The organism is Pseudomonas saudiphocaensis (assembly GCF_000756775.1).
Lineage (GTDB): Bacteria > Pseudomonadota > Gammaproteobacteria > Pseudomonadales > Pseudomonadaceae > Stutzerimonas > Stutzerimonas saudiphocaensis.
Genome location: NZ_CCSF01000001.1, coordinates 399,995 through 415,229 on the forward strand (window position 1 = coordinate 399,995; position 15,235 = coordinate 415,229).

The following is a 15,235-nucleotide window of genomic DNA, read 5'->3' on the forward strand; positions in this document are numbered from 1 at the left end:
AGAGCTAATTGGAGCGGACATGAAAAAAGCCAAATCTTTGGGTTTTGTGGCAGTGCTGGCCGGCATTGCCACGCCGTTTACCGTTCAGGCCCTCGATTTCAATGGTTACGTGCGCAGCGGCGTTGGCGATTCGAGCAGCAGTGGATCACAGGCCTGTTTTCAGCTGCCTGGCGCGCCCTCGAAATTTCGTCTCGGTAACGAGTGCGAGCAGTATGCAGAGCTGGGCTTGCGACAGGATCTGTTCACCCTCGATGACGGTTCGGTGCTGAGTATCGAAGGTATGGCGGCGTTGTATAACGAATACGACCACACGCCCAAGTTCACTGGCGACCACGGCTGGGCGCGGATGGTTCAGGCGTACGCCGAATGGAGCAAGGTGCCCGCACTTTACGGCGGTTCTCTGTGGGCGGGGCGACGTTTCTACAAGCGTAACGACATTCACATTTCCGATTTCTACTACTGGAACCAGAGCGCAACCGGCGCCGGCATCGAGGACATGGAGATCGGCGGGCTGAAGTACAGCTACGCCTTCTCCCGCAAGGACAACGTTTTCCAGGACAACTACATCAACCGTCATGACTTCAACGTCGGCGGCTTTGACAGCAATCCCGGTGGCGAGCTGGAGTTCGGTGTCAGTTATATCGACGAACCGGACCAGCGCGATGCCAACAGCGGCTGGGCCGTTACTGTGCAGCACAAGCAGATCGGCTTCCTCGGCGGTAGCAACACTTTCGCTGTTCAGTACGGCGAAGGGCCGGGGACCGGTCTCGGCTATACCGGCGACGTCACGCTCGGTAGCAGCGACAAGAGCTGGCGCGTGGTCGAATTCTTCGACTGGCAGGTGACGCCGCGCTTTGGCGGCCAGTTCCAGGCGGTGTATCAGAAGGACAAGCGCCAGGGCGGCGGCGATCAGGACTGGATTTCGGTGGGCGTGCGTCCGGTCTATGCATTTACCCAACAGTTCAAGCTGGTTGCCGAACTGGGCCATGACCAGATCGACGCGCCGGGGGGTACCCGCAAGCTAACCAAGTTCACCATCGCGCCAACCTGGTCGCCGGCAGGACCTGATTTCTGGGCTCGTCCGGAAGTGCGCCTGTATTACACCTATGCGCAGTGGAACGAAGCGGCCCAGGAGGCGGCCAACCTGATGGCTGCCGGTAGCGCGTTGTCGGATACCGGCACCTTTGGCGGCGACCGGCACGGCTCGAACTTCGGCCTACAGGTCGAGTATTGGTGGGACTGATCGTTTCGATAGCTTGTTTTCGATAGAACCTGCGGCTGAGGAGGGCTTCTACTGGTTGTGTAGAGCCCTCGACTTACCGGAGGTGTTATTTGGGCGACAAGGCGAAAAATCCGTGCGTCAGCATTTGCGAGGTCAAGGACGACATCTGTATCGGTTGCGGACGCAGTCGAGACGAGATGAAGGCCTGGAAGAGCATGAAGAACAAGGAGCGCAGGGCGGTTAACGAAATGGCGGCGGCACGGCTGAAAGCCTTGGGCAAGAAACGGAAGAAAAAATGATCAGTTCTGTTCGCTCGGATGGCGCGTGGGCACCAGGCTTTCCTTGATCTTGCGCAGGTGAGGTTGGAAATCGACCCCTCGACGCAAGGTGACGCCCGCGGCCAGTGCGTCCAGCACCGTCAGCTGAATGATGCGCGAGGTCATGGGCATGTAGATGTCGGTATCTTCCGGCAATGGTATGTCCAGGCTTAGGGTGCAGACTTTGGCCAGCGGCGAATTCGCCGCGGTCAGCCCAAGCACCGAAGCGCCGTTGTCCCGGGCGATCGTCGCGGCTTCAACCAGCTCACGGGTGCGCCCGGTATAGGAAATCGCCACGAACAGGTCACCGGTATGGGCAACCGATGCCAGCATCCGTTGCATAAGGACATCGCTGTGAGCCGTTACCGGCAGGTTGAAACGGAAGAATTTGTGTTGGGCGTCCAGTGCCACCGAGGCAGAAGCGCCAAGGCCGAAGAAGTGGATCTGGCGGGCCTGGATCATCAGGTCCACGGCCTGGCCGATCACTTGCGAGTCAATGGCCTGGCAGGCGCTGTCGAGGGAGGCGATGGTGCTGCCGAAGATCTTGCGTGTGTAGGCTTCCGGACTGTCGCCAGCCTCCACGGCGCGGCTTACGTAAGCCGCGCCGCTGGCCAGGCTTTGCGCCAACTGGATCTTCAGCGCGGGATAGCCCATGACTTCAAATGAACGGCAGAAGCGGTTTACCGTCGGTTCGCTGACCTTGGCCGCCTGCGCTAGTGCGGCAATGCTGTATCGGGTCGCACGCTGTGGATCGCTCAGTATCACCTCGGCGACCTTCCTTTCCGCCTTGTTGAGCTCGTTGAGCCGATTTTTTATCTGTTCCAAGAGATTTTTCATTCGATCCCTGTCTGCTGTTCTTTAGGTGCTGAGTAAAAATTGAGTGCCGTTGTTTTAATGACAACATTATGCGCCTAGACTGCCATTTGTAGTGCCGCTTTGTCGTCTAACTTTGTTGGTATCAATACATGCCTGCCATTACTGTAGAAGCTACAACCTTTGCTCTGTTCGGCGCCCTGGGCGATCTGGCGTTGCGCAAGCTGTTTCCGGCACTTTATCGGCTCGATCAGGCAGGGCTTCTTCACAGTGATACACGCATCCTGGCGCTCTCACGCGACGAGGGAGAGCCGTCGGCCCGGTTGGAGCAAATTGCCCAGGCATTGCGCCGCCGCATTCCCGCGGCAGATCTGGATGAGCAAGTGCTGGAGCGATTCCTGGTGCGGCTGGAATACCTCGCCATGGATTTTCGCAATGCGCAGGATTATCTGGCTTTGGCGGAGAGGGTTTCGTCGAGCCTGCCGCTGATCGCCTATTTCGCTACCCCCGCGGCGGTTTATGGGCCTATCTGCGAGCATCTCGCTGCGGCGGGCCTGGCCGAACAGGCGCGGGTGGTGCTGGAAAAACCCATCGGGCATGACCTCGAATCCTCGCGGGTCATCAACGAGGCGGTAGCCCGTTATTTTCCCGAAACGCGCATCTACCGCATCGATCATTACCTGGGCAAGGAAACGGTCCAGAACCTGATCGCGCTGCGCTTCGCCAACAGCCTGTTCGAGACGCAGTGGAATCAGCATCATATCTCCCATGTGGAGATTACCGTCGCCGAGACGGTCGGCATCGAGGGCCGCTGGGGCTACTTCGATCAGGCTGGCCAGCTGCGCGACATGATCCAGAACCACCTGCTGCAGCTGCTCTGCCTGATCGCCATGGACCCGCCGAGCAACCTTACCGCCGACAGCATTCGCGACGAGAAGGTCAAGGTGCTGAAGGCGCTGGCGCCGATCACGCCGGAGAAGCTCGGCAACTCGGTGGTACGTGGTCAGTACGTGGCAGGCTCGGTAGCCGGCAAGACGGTGCCGGGCTACCTCGACGAGGAAAACTCCAACGCCGAAAGCTGCACCGAAACCTTCGTTGCCTTGCGTGCCGAGATCTGCAACTGGCGCTGGTCCGGCGTGCCGTTCTACCTGCGCACCGGCAAGCGCATGGCCGAAAAGCTGTCGCAGATCGTTATCCACTTCAAAGAACCACCTTTCTACATCTTCGCTCCCGAACAGCGGTCGCTGATCAGCAACCGCCTGATTATTCGTCTGCAGCCGGATGAAGGCATCTCGCTGCAGGTAATGACCAAGGAGCAGGGGCTGGATAAGGGCATGCACCTGCGCAGTGGCCCCCTGCAGCTCAATTTCTCCGAAACTTACAAAAGTTCGCGTATTCCAGATGCCTATGAGCGTCTGCTGCTGGAAGTAATGCAGGGCAATCAGAACCTCTTTGTGCGCAAGGATGAGGTCGAATACGCATGGAAGTGGTGCGATCAGCTCATCGAAGGCTGGTCGCGGATCGGCGATGCGCCGAAAGCCTATCCCGCCGGCTCTTGGGGGCCGGTGGCGTCCATTGCATTGATTACTCGTGACGGAAGGTCCTGGTATGGCGATCTCTGAACTTGAACTGCCCTCTGGTGTGCTGGCGCACAGCCTGGCAGGGCCCGAGCAACTGGCACAGGCACTCGCCGAGCGGGTGGCCGCGGCGCTGGATTACGCCGTGACCACTCACGGCGGCGCGAGCCTGGTGCTGTCCGGCGGGCGCAGCCCGATTGCTTTCTTTGAAGCCTTGTCGGTGTGCGAACTGGATTGGCAGAAGGTCCAGATCAGCCTGGCCGACGAACGTTGGGTCGACCGCGATCACCCGGACAGCAATGAAGGGTTGCTGCGTCGCCACCTGCTGCGCAACGCCGCCGCAAATGCCGAGCTGCTGGGCCTCTATCAGCCGGCTGAAAGCCTGGAAGAGGCGGCCCGCCTGGCGAGCGAGGCCCTGCAAGCGTTAAGAAAACCCATTGATGTGCTGGTACTGGGCATGGGCGATGACGGTCATACGGCCTCGCTGTTTCCTGACAGCCCATTGCTGGCGCAGGGGCTGGACGAAGAGGGCATGCAACCCTGCTTGCCGATGCTGGCTCCGGTTGAGCCCCGTCAGCGCATCAGCATGACCTATCCGCTGCTGGCATCGGCGCGACTGCAGTGCCTGTCGATACAGGGCGCGCAAAAACTGGAAACCCTGCGCCAGGCCATCCAAGTAGAGCCTGCGCAAATGCCCATCCGCGCGTTTCTGAACGCGCCACTGGAAATCTACTGGTGCCCATGACGGCCCGAGGAAACCCCATGAACATGGATCAAAAAAATGCCTTGCTTGACGCCATTTGCACCGAGGCGCGCATTTTGCCGGTCATTACCATCGGCAGCGAGGAGCAGATCCTTCCGCTGGCCGATGCGCTGGCCGCCGGCGGCCTGAAGACGCTGGAGATCACCCTGCGCTCGGCGCACGGGTTGACCGCCATTCGCCGCCTGCGCCAGGAGCGTCCCGAGCTGTGTATTGGGGCCGGTACGGTGTTGGATAAGCGCATGATGGATGAGGTCGAGGCGGCCGGTGCCCAGTTCATCGTCTCGCCGGGATGCACCGATGAACTGTTGCAGGCCGGCTTGTATTGCTCGGTGCCGCTGCTGGCGGGAATCAGCAGCGCTTCCGATATCATGCGCGGCTATGGCCTTGGCTACCGCCGTTTCAAGCTGTTCCCCGCTGAAGTCTGCGGTGGCGTCGCGGCGCTCAAGGCGCTGGGAGGCCCGTTCACAGATGTGCGCTTCTGCCCGACCGGTGGTGTCAACGCTGGTAATGCCGCGAAGTATCTGGCGCAGCCGAATGTCATGTGTGTTGGCGGCACCTGGATGATCGACAGCGCAACGCTGCGAAATGGCGACTGGACAGCCATCGAGCATGCAACAAGCGAAGCACTGGCGGCTCTGGGCTGAAGCGCGATTTTTCATGGCCCGATAGTGCTCAGGCAAGACAGCGCGTATAGTGCGCGGCCTTTCTATCGGAACTGCCACACCGGGAGGTGCCCAGATGACCGAACACGAAGATTCAACCCCTCATATTGCCCATGGCGAAAAGCTGCAGAAAGTCCTTGCCCGTATCGGCCTGGCTTCACGGCGCGACGTGGAAAACTGGATTGCCGCCGGCCGGGTCAAGGTCAATGGTGCTGTCGCCGTTCTTGGCCAGCGTGTCGATTCGCATGACGCCATCGCTGTAGATGGACGACTGCTCAAGCGCGAAGAAACGGCCGAAGTGGTCCGTCGCGTGCTGATCTATAACAAGCCCGACGGCGAGATCTGCACCCGCGACGATCCGGAAGGCCGCCCAACCGTATTTGACCGGCTGCCACGTCCGAAAGATGGTCGCTGGATCAACATCGGCCGTCTGGATATCAACACTACAGGTCTGTTGTTGTTCACCACCGACGGTGAGCTGGCCAACCGCCTGATGCATCCCTCCTACGAGATGGACCGCGAGTACGCGGTGCGTGTGCGTGGCGAGGTTGATGACGAAATGATCGAGCGCCTGAAAACGGGCGTCATGCTCGAAGACGGTCCGGCACGTTTCACCGATATTCAGCAGGCACCGGGCGGCGAGGGTTTCAACCACTGGTATCACTGCGTGGTGATGGAAGGCCGTAACCGCGAAGTGCGCCGTCTGTGGGAATCTCAGGGTCTGGTAGTCAGCCGTCTGAAGCGCGTGCGTTTTGGCCCGGTGTTCATGACATCCGATCTGCCGATGGGCCGCTGGCGCGAAATGTCTCAGCGCGAGGTGGATATCCTCAGCGAGGAAGTCGGGCTCAAGCCAGTCGCCTTGCCGGAAATGAAGACCAAAACCAAAGAGAAGATCGAGCGCATGCAGCGCAAGGCGAGCAAGCCGGCCGTCCGCGCTGAGCGGCGTCCACGCGTGCTGCGTCCGGCCGAAGATGGCGCTAGCGAGAAAAGTCGCGCGCCACGCACCGAGCGGCCGGCGCGTAAGTCTCGTGATTCGGGCGAGCGCAGCACGCCAGCGCGTGGTACGCCACTAGCCGAGCGCCCAAATGCGGGCGGGCGTGGTCGCAAGCCTGCGGGGCGTCCAGGACCCAAGCGCCCGTAGCCCATGAGCCAAAACGAAAAGAGCGAGCCGGTAACGGACTCGCTCTTTTTTTTTGGCCGTAGGCGCTCTCAGGCTGGCTCAACGCACAGGCGATTGCGGCCGCCGCGCTTGGCCTCGTACAGTGCCCGGTCGGCACGTTGCAGCAGAGCCTGTTGGGTTTCGCCCAGCTGGTACGTTGCACAACCGAGGCTGGCAGATAGACGTATGGTTCTATCGCCGACCAGTAACGGCAGCTGTTCAACTGCACTGCGAATGCGCTCGCCAACAAGGGCAGCTGCTCTGGCGTCGGTATTGGCCAGCAGCACGACGAACTCTTCGCCACCGAAGCGGAAACTCATATCGATGTTGCGCAACTGCTCCCGGAGTAGCAGTGCTACCGCTCGCAGGGCCGCATCGCCGGCGTGATGGCCGTAAGTGTCGTTGAGGCTTTTGAAGTGATCCATGTCCAGCATGATCACCGAGAGCGCTTGGCCGTAGCGGCGTGCCATGTCCATATCTCGGTTCAAGGCATGCTCTAGCGCCACGCGGTTGCCGGCTCCGGTCAGCGGGTCCTTCAGTGATGCCTGGACGGCACGTCGATAGAGCAGGGCATTGCAGAGTGGGAAGTGCAGGCAGGTGATGGCCTTCTCGAGCTGTTCGAGCGCAGTCTCGGAAAATGGCATGTGACTGTAGAGCCTGAGTTCGCCGAGGCATTCGCCCTCGTGGGATAGCCGGTAGGTGATACCCCGGCCTTCGGCCTCGCTCAACTGCAGACGAAAATCCGTTTCGACGTGTTGGTAGACCAGAGCTACCAACGGAATCAGGGCACGCACTTCGCTGAAAAACATGCCCAGTACGCGGTCGAGTTCCAGGCTGGTCTGCAGCCGTAGAGTCAGATTGCGTAGCAACCCGGCGAAGCAGGGTGCTCGGGGCAGCAACGGCTTCGAAGGAGCCGGATTCAAGTGCGCGATCGACGCTGTTTTGATATTGACGACAGCGGTGTTCTGCTGGAGCGGCAGCATTTGATTCCCCATAAACGCAACGGCGCTAGTGGGAAACTACATAGCGAATTCAATGCCAACTCTTATTTCTACTTATATATCAACAGCTTATAAGGTTCATAGAGTAACGGTGATGGCAGTTCGCCATTTTGATGGCAGATCGCTGCCGCTTCGCCCGATCTGCCACTTGGGAGCGCCATAAAAACGGCGGATCTTGAGTTGTAGGATTTACTGTGCGTTCAGCGCCTGACCATTGACGTCCTGGCTGTCCGGCCCCATGAGATAGAGGTACACCGGCATGATTTCGGCTGGCATCGGATTGACTGCTGGATTCTCTCCCGGATAGGCCTTGATTCGCATGTCGGTACGGGTCGCGCCTGGGTTGACGCTGTTGCTGCGCACATTGCTGATGCCGTCCACTTCGTCGGCCAGCACCTGCATCAGGCCTTCAAGGGCGAACTTGGAAACCGCGTAGGCGCCCCAGTAGGCGCGACCTTTGCGCCCGACGCTGCTGGAAGTGAAGACGATCGATGCGTCGCTGGAGAGCTTTAGCAGCGGCAGCAGGGTGCTGGTCAGCATAAAGGCAGCGTTGACGTTGACCTGCATGACCCGCATGAAGTTTTCCCCAGTCAGCTGTTCGATCGGGGTTCGCGGGCCGACGATGCCGGCGTTGTGCAGCAGCCCGTCCAGCCGGCCGAACTCGCGTTCGACGGTGGCTGCCAGTTCGTCGTACTGGTGTGGCAAGGCGGTTTCCAGGTTGAAGGGGATCACCGCTGGCTGTGGCCAGCCGGCGGCTTCGATGTCGTCATAGACCTTGTTCAGGTTTTCTTCATTCTTGCCCAGCAGCAGCACGGTTGCGCCATGTGCTGCGTAGGCCTTGGCGGCGGCTTCGCCAATGCCGCGGCCCGCGCCAGTCACCATGATGATCCGGCCTTCCAATAGGTTGGGTCGGGCTGAATACTCGAACATCTGAAGCCTCACACAGTCAGGATATGGGCGCCTGCAATGGTCGCCAAAAAATGGTTAAAGCCTGCGAATCGATCAGCAGGTTCCGAAAACGCGGTTGAGTACAGCGCGCAGCTCCAGGGGGTGGCTGACGACGAGGTCCGCGCCCCACTGGTCGGGATCGTCATCGGGATGAATGTAGCCGTAGCGCACTGCTGCCGTCCGGCTGCCGGCGGCCCGCCCTGATTCGATATCACGCAGGTCGTCGCCCACGAACAGGGTGCTCGCTGGGGGTAGTCCCAGCTGGCTGCAGGCCAGCAGCATCGGCTCCGGGTCAGGCTTGCTCCGGCTGACATGATCGGGGCAGACCAGTACGGTCGAGCGGGAGCTGAGCCCCAACTGGTGCATGATGGGTTCGGCGAAGCGCAGCGGCTTGTTGGTCACCACGCCCCAGAGCAGGTCGGCTTCCTCGATCTCGCTTAGCAGTTGTGCCATGCCGTCGTACAGCTGGCTTTCGACTGCGCAATGTTCCTGATAACGATCCAGGAATTCCAGCCGCAGAACTTCGAATTCGTCGGACGCAGGATCGACGTCGAAGGCGCTGAGCACCATGGCGCGCGCTCCGCCTGAGACGACATCACGGATCTGCTGATCGGGAACCCGCGGCAGGCCACGCGCCTGACGCATGGCCTGGGTCACGGCTATGAAGTCGGGCGCGGTATCCAGCAGCGTTCCGTCCATGTCGAATAAAACGGCACGAAGATGCATCAGGCCTCCCGCAGCGTTTGCAGCATGTAATTCACATCCACGTCCTGGGACAGCTTGTAGTCCTTGGTCAGCGGGTTGTAGGTCAGGCCGACGATGTCCCTGACGGCAAGTCCGGCGTCGCGGCTCCAGGCTCCGAGCTCCGAAGGCCGGATGAACTTGCGATAGTCGTGGGTGCCGCGGGGCAGCATTTTCAGCACGTATTCCGCGCCGATGATGGCCAGTGCGTAAGCCTTGGGGTTGCGGTTGATGGTCGAGAAGAACACCTGCCCGCCCGGTTTTACCATTTTGTAGCAAGCTCGGATGATCGATGCCGGGTCAGGAACGTGCTCTAGCATCTCCAGGCAGGTCACCACGTCAAATTGCTCGGGGCACTCCAGTGCCAGGGCTTCGGCAGTAATCTGCCGGTAATCTACCTCAAGCCCCGACTCCAGCAGGTGCAGACGTGCGACCGAAAGCGGTGCTTCGCCCATATCTATGCCGGTAACCGTTGCGCCGCGCTGGGCCATGGCTTCGCTGAGGATTCCTCCGCCGCAGCCGACGTCCAGCACCTTCTTCCCGGCCAATGAAGCACGTTCGTCAATCCAGTTCACCCGCAGGGGATTGATATCGTGCAGAGGTTTGAACTCGCTTTCGCGATCCCACCAGCGATGGGCGAGCGCTTCGAATTTAGCGATTTCGGCGTGATCGACGTTGCTCATAGTCTGTTCCGTATGAAAGCCTGAAGAAGCTTTATCTGCAAAACGCACATGTTGCCAGCTTCTGTCAGAGGAAGGGGGCTTCGGCGCAGAATCTGCAGCCTGTCAGTTTGTCGCGGTGTCGCTCGGTGGCGGGGCGGCTCACCCTTTGGCGCCTATCTTACGCCCCCACTCCTGTGCGGTTGCGATGACGCGTTGTTCATCCATGCGCAACAGCTGACGATCCTGGAGCAACTGCTTGCCGCCGACCCACAGGTGCTTTACACATTCCCGTCCACCGGAATAGATCAGTTGCGACACCGGGTCGTAGATAGGCTGCTGCGCCAAGCGAGTCAGGTCGAACGCCACCATGTCGGCGAATTTGCCCAGTTCCAGCGAGCCGGTGTGATCCTCCAGGCCGAGCGCCCTTGCTCCATTGAGGGTGGCCATGCGCAGTGCGCGATGTGCATCCAGGGCGGTCGCTGATCCCGCTACCGCTTTGGCCAGTAGTGCTGCTGTGCGTGTTTCGCTCAGTAGATCAAGGTCATTGTTGCTCGCCGCACCGTCTGTGCCGACGGCCACGTTGACGCCGGCTTCCCATAGGCGCTCGACGGGACAAAAGCCGCTAGCCAGTTTCATGTTCGATTCGGGGCAGTGGATGACGCTGCAGTTGTGCTCGACCAGCAGGGCCAGATCTTCATCGTTTACCTGCGTCATGTGCACCGCTTGAAAGCGCGGGCCCAGCAACTGCAAGCGAGCGAGCCGAGCCAGGGGGCGCTCCTGATGCATGCGCATGGCTTCCTGCACTTCATGTGCGGTTTCATGAACATGCATGTGGATACAGGCGTCCATCTCGGCGGCCAGTGTGCGGATGCTTTCAAGCTTGGCATCGGAGATCGTGTAGGGTGCGTGCGGCCCGAAGGCAACACTCAGTCTGGGGTGATGTTTGAGGTCATCAAATAGCGAGACGGCTTTGCGCAATGCTTCGTTGGCGTCCCTCGATCCGGGTGTCGTGCCGTCCAGGATGGTCACGGCTATCTGCGCTCGCACACCGTGCTTGTGTGCCAGCTCGGTGACGATATCGGGAAAGAAGTACATGTCCGAAAAGCAAGTGATGCCGCTCTGCAACTGTTCGGCGATGGCAAGCTCGGTGCCGGCGCGAACAAAGTGCTCATCGACCCATTTCTTCTCCGCCGGCCAGATGTGCTCACGCAGCCAGGCCATAAGCGGCAGGTCGTCGGCAAGGCCACGGAAAAGGGTCATCGCCGCATGACCGTGGGCGTTGACGAGGCCGGGTGTCAGCAGCATCCCGCTGAGGTCAAGGGTTTCGCTGGCAACATAGCCGCTGACCTGTTCACGCGGTGCAATCAGAGCAATACGCCCCTCTCGGACGCCAATGGCATGGTTCCTCAGGACGACACCGGCTGGCTCTACCGGAACGAGCCAGGTAGGGAAGAGAAGCAGGTCAAGGGGTTCCGGGGAAATAGGCGGCATAGAGATTCGTCGGGCTATCGAGTAAGGCGGCCAGTGTAAAGGCTGTGCCGGGTAGTTTGAAGAAAGCACGGACGAGTTCAACGGCCCAGCGTTGCTTCCCTCTATATATAGGTGCGATCGCGGGCAATGGCCCGTGCCAAGAAATCTTCAAATAGCGGTTGACGCGAGATTTGAGGTGCCTATAATGCGCACCTTCTCCGGCGCAGGCCTTCGGAAAAACCTCTTGTAAATCAAGAAGTTAGCTAAATTAAAGGCTTGCACGGACGGCGGATTCACGTAGAATGCGCCGGACTGACAGGGCGGTGGTTTGGCTCTGTCGGTGCTTCGGTCAGGTTGATCGAAAGCGGTTGAAAGAGGTGGTTGACAGCGGGTTTGAACGCTGTAGAATTCGCCTCCCGCTGACGAGAGACGCTGAGTTGATCGAAGGCATAAGCGTTGGAACCACCTGATCCCATCCCGAACTCAGAAGTGAAACGACGCATCGCCGATGGTAGTGTGGGGCTTCCCCATGTGAGAGTAGGTCATCGTCAAGCTCATACACCAAACCCCCGATCCTCGAAAGAGGGTCGGGGGTTTGTCTTTGTGCGGAAGAAAAATGGTCCCATGTGGCTGCCCGGCAAAGGGCTGATGCCGGCCTTGGAGGCTGGATGAATACCAGCCTGGGCGCTTCGCTGGATAAAGCCAGTACGACGCGATGGTGACAACCTAACTGGCATTACGTCTCGTGTAGGTGCTCTGTTTCCACCGGAGGAGATTGAGCCTTTCTCAGTCTCCGCGGTACTCACAGCCGCTGGTACAGGTTTCGTGGATGCGAATGCGCGACAGTTCTGGCAGTAGCGGCTTTAGCTCACCCCAAATCCATTTCGCTAGATTTTCGCTGGTGGGATTTTCTAGGCCAGGCAGATCGTTCAGGTAGTTATGGTCAAGCTGCTCGAGGAGCGGCTTGAATATGCTTTTGATCTCGCCGAAATCACGTATCCATCCCGTATGCGGATCTACCTGCCCCTCGATGTAAAGCGCTACGCGAAATGAATGGCCGTGTAGACGTCCACACTTGTGACCCTCGGGCACATGCGGCAAACGATGCGCAGACTCGAATGTAAACTCTTTGAATATTTCCACGTAGTTGTTTCTCTCACTCAGGCGGGCCTCATGGCCGAGACGGTCATTTTATCTTCTTTTCCTCGTAACAGGTGCCGCCCGGCAAGTATCGATACTTATCGGAGATTACAGGTTGTATGCGACAGATTGCCGTTCGGTAATGTTTCTTTGACTCTCTTGTGTGTGTAATGCAAAGTACGCAGCTTTTTATCAGTGCTGCCATGTGGCGAAAGGGGATGATATGAATGCTGTAGTTGCAGCAGTGGGGATCATGCTGGTTCTCAGCTTGTGTCGCGTCCACGTGGTAGTGGCGTTGATTACCGGCGCCATTGCGGGCGGGTTGCTTGGCGGGTTGGGAATTGACGGTAGTCTGGCGGCTTTCAACAAAGGCCTGGGTGGTGGTGCCACGGTCGCCCTTTCCTATGCGTTGCTTGGCGCTTTTGCTGTGGCGATAGGCAAGAGCGGATTGGCTCATGCCTTGGCAGATAAGGTGCTGTCGATGCTTGGCCGGCAGGAGTCTGGTGGCGCCGGCGCGGTAAAGTGGCTACTGGTTGCTTTGCTACTGGCGGTGGCGATTTCTTCGCAAAATATCCTGCCGATTCATATCGCATTCATACCATTGCTGGTTCCACCGCTACTGTATGTTCTGACCAAGCTGCAGATCGACCGCCGGTTGATCGCCTGTGTTCTTGCTTTCGGCTTGATCACGCCTTACATGTTTCTGCCAGTCGGGTTTGGCAACATCTTCCTCAAGGAAATTCTGCTCGCCAACGTCGCTAAAAGCGGGGCTGACGTCACAGGAGTAGCGGTTACTCAGGCGATGCTAATTCCGGCGCTGGGGATGGTCACAGGCCTGCTGATCGCATTGTTCAGTTATCGCAAACCGCGTGCTTACCAGCCCCAGAAGTTCGAAAGTACGGCGCAGACGGGCGTACAGTACAGCCCGCTGACGTTGCTTGTTGCTGGGGTTGCGATCGCGGTCGCTTTCGCTATTCAGTTATGGCTTGATTCGATGATCATCGGAGCGCTGGCAGGCTTCGTTATCTTTTCGGTATCGCGAGTCGTACGTTGGCGTGAAGCTGACGACCTGTTTACCGAAGGCATGAAGATGATGGCAATGATCGGCTTCATCATGATTGCGGCTTCGGGTTTTGCCGAGGTCATGCGCGAGACGGGACAGGTAAAAACACTGGTTGATACCTCGGCGCAGCTGGTTGGCAACAGCAAGGCGGTAGGTGCGCTGCTGATGCTGTTGGTTGGCTTGCTGGTGACCATGGGCATTGGCTCGTCATTTTCGACGGTGCCGATCATTGCCGCGATTTTTGTTCCCTTGAGCATGGAGCTTGGCTTCAGCACCTTGGCTATCGTCAGTCTCGTTGGAACCGCTGGAGCTCTGGGGGATGCCGGTTCGCCTGCTTCCGACTCGACGCTGGGCCCAACGGCCGGGCTGAACGTGGATGGTCAGCACAATCATATTTGGGACACTGTGGTTCCCACCTTTCTGCATTACAACCTACCGTTGCTGGCATTCGGTTGGGTTGCTGCGATGGTGCTCTAACCCCGCTTCCCAAGGGCAGAATGCGCTTCCGCAGCGTAGCTCTGCCCACTCTCAGCACTCCTCACCGCGAACGTTGACTAAAAGGTACAACTACCGCGATAGGGTGCACGATGGCCAATTCGAGACTCGAACAGAAAGTATTTCTTGCTCTGTTGGTTGTCGTATCGCTGGCCTTCGGCTGGATACTGCTGCCTTTCTACGGGGCCGTTTTCTGGGCTGTTATTCTGGCGATCATCTTCGCGCCGTTACAGCTCCGCCTTTATAACCGCCTCGGACCACGCCGCAATCTGGCCGCACTGATCACTTTAAGTGTTTGCTTACTGGTCGCTGTGTTGCCGGTAATCTTCATTACCGGGTTGCTCGTGCAGGAAGGTTCGGCGCTCTACGGGCGCATCGAAAGCGGTGAGCTGGATATCGGAAGCTTTGTAGGCGCGGCCAAAGACCTGCTGCCGTCTTCGCTACAGGTGCAGTTGCAGCGTTTCGGTTTTGACGACTGGGAACAGATGCGCGAGCGTCTTTCCTCGGGCGCACTGGAAGGCAGCCAGTTTCTGGCAACCAAGGCCTTTAGCTTCGGGCAGGGGACCTTCCAGTTCGTGTTGAGCTTCTTTCTGATGCTCTATCTTTTGTTCTTCCTGATTCGTGACGGGCGCGAACTGGTCGCCCGTATCAGGCAAGCGGTGCCGTTGAGCGTCAACCAGAAACGGCGGCTGTTCAGCAAGTTTACCCGTGTCGTACGAGCCACCGTGAAAGGCAATATTGTCGTGGCCATTACGCAAGGGGCATTAGGCGGGATTATCTTTGCAGTGCTCGGTATCCCCAGCTCTGTGCTTTGGGGAGTGCTGATGGCTTTTCTTTCCTTGCTGCCGGCGGTAGGGGCGGGGCTGATCTGGACGCCAGTGGCAATCTACTTCCTGATGCAGGGGCTGATCATGCAAGGTGTAATTCTCATCCTGTATGGCGTACTGGTGATCGGCCTGGTGGACAATATCCTGCGACCCATTCTGGTGGGGAAAGATACGAAAATGCCGGACTATGTGGTGCTGATCTCCACCCTGGGCGGACTGAGTCTCTTCGGCTTGAATGGGTTTGTAATCGGGCCTCTGATCGCTGCTTTGTTCATTTCATCCTGGGGGCTGTTCACCTCTTCCGAGGCAGATTAGCCAAGTCCAGCCGAAGGCCTGAAAACAGAAAGCCCCGACAAGTGCCGGGGCTTTCCAGTT

General features: G+C 58.9%; 14 protein-coding genes, 1 rRNA gene and 1 pseudogene. 9 read left to right on the forward strand and 7 right to left on the reverse strand.

Features of this window, described 5'->3' with window-relative positions:
• Positions 1 to 19: 19 nt before the first annotated feature.
• Both BN1079_RS01985 and BN1079_RS01990 read left to right on the forward strand, forming a co-directional pair.
• Positions 20 to 1,243, forward strand: a complete 1,224-nt coding sequence (locus BN1079_RS01985) for a maltoporin (RefSeq protein WP_037021944.1) — start codon at positions 20 to 22, stop codon at positions 1,241 to 1,243.
• Between the two features lie 89 nt (positions 1,244 to 1,332).
• Positions 1,333 to 1,521, forward strand: coding sequence for a DUF1289 domain-containing protein (locus BN1079_RS01990; RefSeq protein ID WP_037021946.1), 189 nt, complete (start codon positions 1,333 to 1,335; stop codon positions 1,519 to 1,521).
• On the opposite strand, the gene BN1079_RS01995 is transcribed toward BN1079_RS01990, so the two are convergent.
• Complete coding sequence (locus BN1079_RS01995; protein WP_037021948.1) at positions 1,522 to 2,376, reverse strand: MurR/RpiR family transcriptional regulator; 855 nt, start codon at positions 2,374 to 2,376, stop codon at positions 1,522 to 1,524.
• 128 nt (positions 2,377 to 2,504) lie between these two features.
• Here BN1079_RS01995 and zwf point away from each other — a divergent pair, with 128 nt between their 5' ends.
• From zwf to rluB, 4 genes and pseudogenes are all read left to right on the forward strand, one after another.
• Positions 2,505 to 3,974: a glucose-6-phosphate dehydrogenase gene (gene zwf / locus BN1079_RS02000; RefSeq protein ID WP_037021950.1), complete on the forward strand. Its 1,470-nt coding sequence runs from the start codon at positions 2,505 to 2,507 to the stop codon at positions 3,972 to 3,974.
• Complete coding sequence (pgl, locus tag BN1079_RS02005; RefSeq protein ID WP_037021952.1) at positions 3,961 to 4,674, forward strand: 6-phosphogluconolactonase; 714 nt, start codon at positions 3,961 to 3,963, stop codon at positions 4,672 to 4,674. Before zwf ends, pgl begins: the two co-directional genes overlap by 14 nt.
• A gap of 17 nt (positions 4,675 to 4,691) precedes the next feature.
• Positions 4,692 to 5,336, forward strand: coding sequence for a bifunctional 4-hydroxy-2-oxoglutarate aldolase/2-dehydro-3-deoxy-phosphogluconate aldolase (locus BN1079_RS02010; protein WP_037021954.1), 645 nt, complete (start codon positions 4,692 to 4,694; stop codon positions 5,334 to 5,336).
• 94 nt (positions 5,337 to 5,430) lie between these two features.
• Positions 5,431 to 6,557 (forward strand): annotated as a pseudogene (gene rluB, locus BN1079_RS02015) (23S rRNA pseudouridine(2605) synthase RluB).
• A gap of 6 nt (positions 6,558 to 6,563) precedes the next feature.
• Here the strand turns inward: rluB and BN1079_RS02020 are convergent.
• The 5 genes from BN1079_RS02020 to BN1079_RS02040 form a co-directional block, all read right to left on the reverse strand.
• Complete coding sequence (locus tag BN1079_RS02020; RefSeq protein WP_037021959.1) at positions 6,564 to 7,496, reverse strand: GGDEF domain-containing protein; 933 nt, start codon at positions 7,494 to 7,496, stop codon at positions 6,564 to 6,566.
• A gap of 207 nt (positions 7,497 to 7,703) precedes the next feature.
• Positions 7,704 to 8,444: a YciK family oxidoreductase gene (locus tag BN1079_RS02025; protein WP_037021961.1), complete on the reverse strand. Its 741-nt coding sequence runs from the start codon at positions 8,442 to 8,444 to the stop codon at positions 7,704 to 7,706.
• A gap of 72 nt (positions 8,445 to 8,516) precedes the next feature.
• Positions 8,517 to 9,188, reverse strand: a complete 672-nt coding sequence (mupP, locus tag BN1079_RS02030) for an N-acetylmuramic acid 6-phosphate phosphatase MupP (protein WP_037021962.1) — start codon at positions 9,186 to 9,188, stop codon at positions 8,517 to 8,519.
• Positions 9,188 to 9,886 carry a bifunctional 2-polyprenyl-6-hydroxyphenol methylase/3-demethylubiquinol 3-O-methyltransferase UbiG gene (gene ubiG / locus BN1079_RS02035; RefSeq protein WP_037021963.1) on the reverse strand — a complete coding sequence of 233 codons (699 nt, stop codon included), beginning with the start codon at positions 9,884 to 9,886 and terminating at the stop codon, positions 9,188 to 9,190. Before ubiG ends, mupP begins: the two co-directional genes overlap by 1 nt.
• Positions 9,887 to 10,024: 138 nt before the next feature.
• Positions 10,025 to 11,356 (reverse strand): TRZ/ATZ family hydrolase, encoded by a 1,332-nt coding sequence (locus BN1079_RS02040; RefSeq protein ID WP_037021965.1) that lies wholly within the window; start codon positions 11,354 to 11,356, stop codon positions 10,025 to 10,027.
• Positions 11,357 to 11,775: 419 nt separating this feature from the next.
• On the opposite strand from BN1079_RS02040, the gene rrf reads away from it, so the two are divergent.
• A 5S ribosomal RNA gene (gene rrf / locus BN1079_RS02045) occupies positions 11,776 to 11,889 on the forward strand.
• Positions 11,890 to 12,121: 232 nt separating this feature from the next.
• On the opposite strand, the gene queD is transcribed toward rrf, so the two are convergent.
• Positions 12,122 to 12,478, reverse strand: a complete 357-nt coding sequence (gene queD, locus BN1079_RS02050) for a 6-carboxytetrahydropterin synthase QueD (protein WP_037021966.1) — start codon at positions 12,476 to 12,478, stop codon at positions 12,122 to 12,124.
• A gap of 220 nt (positions 12,479 to 12,698) precedes the next feature.
• Between queD and BN1079_RS02055 the strand changes: the two genes are divergently transcribed.
• Both BN1079_RS02055 and BN1079_RS02060 read left to right on the forward strand, forming a co-directional pair.
• A complete protein-coding gene (locus BN1079_RS02055; RefSeq protein WP_037021967.1) occupies positions 12,699 to 14,015 on the forward strand; it encodes a Na+/H+ antiporter family protein in 1,317 nt (438 codons plus the stop codon).
• Positions 14,016 to 14,125: 110 nt separating this feature from the next.
• Positions 14,126 to 15,175, forward strand: coding sequence for an AI-2E family transporter (locus tag BN1079_RS02060; RefSeq protein ID WP_037021968.1), 1,050 nt, complete (start codon positions 14,126 to 14,128; stop codon positions 15,173 to 15,175).
• Positions 15,176 to 15,235: the final 60 nt, after the last annotated feature.

Coding starts and splice junctions, on each gene's coding strand:
- pgl (WP_037021952.1), top strand. CDS start 3,961: ATGGCGATCTCTGAACTTGAACTGCCCTCTGGTGTGCTGGCGCACAGC.
- BN1079_RS02020 (WP_037021959.1), bottom strand. CDS start 7,496: ATGCTGCCGCTCCAGCAGAACACCGCTGTCGTCAATATCAAAACAGCG.
- zwf (WP_037021950.1), top strand. CDS start 2,505: ATGCCTGCCATTACTGTAGAAGCTACAACCTTTGCTCTGTTCGGCGCC.
- BN1079_RS01985 (WP_037021944.1), top strand. CDS start 20: ATGAAAAAAGCCAAATCTTTGGGTTTTGTGGCAGTGCTGGCCGGCATT.
- ubiG (WP_037021963.1), bottom strand. CDS start 9,886: ATGAGCAACGTCGATCACGCCGAAATCGCTAAATTCGAAGCGCTCGCC.
- BN1079_RS02010 (WP_037021954.1), top strand. CDS start 4,692: ATGAACATGGATCAAAAAAATGCCTTGCTTGACGCCATTTGCACCGAG.
- mupP (WP_037021962.1), bottom strand. CDS start 9,188: ATGCATCTTCGTGCCGTTTTATTCGACATGGACGGAACGCTGCTGGAT.
- BN1079_RS02055 (WP_037021967.1), top strand. CDS start 12,699: ATGAATGCTGTAGTTGCAGCAGTGGGGATCATGCTGGTTCTCAGCTTG.
- BN1079_RS02025 (WP_037021961.1), bottom strand. CDS start 8,444: ATGTTCGAGTATTCAGCCCGACCCAACCTATTGGAAGGCCGGATCATC.
- BN1079_RS02040 (WP_037021965.1), bottom strand. CDS start 11,356: ATGCCGCCTATTTCCCCGGAACCCCTTGACCTGCTTCTCTTCCCTACC.
- BN1079_RS02060 (WP_037021968.1), top strand. CDS start 14,126: ATGGCCAATTCGAGACTCGAACAGAAAGTATTTCTTGCTCTGTTGGTT.
- BN1079_RS01995 (WP_037021948.1), bottom strand. CDS start 2,376: ATGAAAAATCTCTTGGAACAGATAAAAAATCGGCTCAACGAGCTCAAC.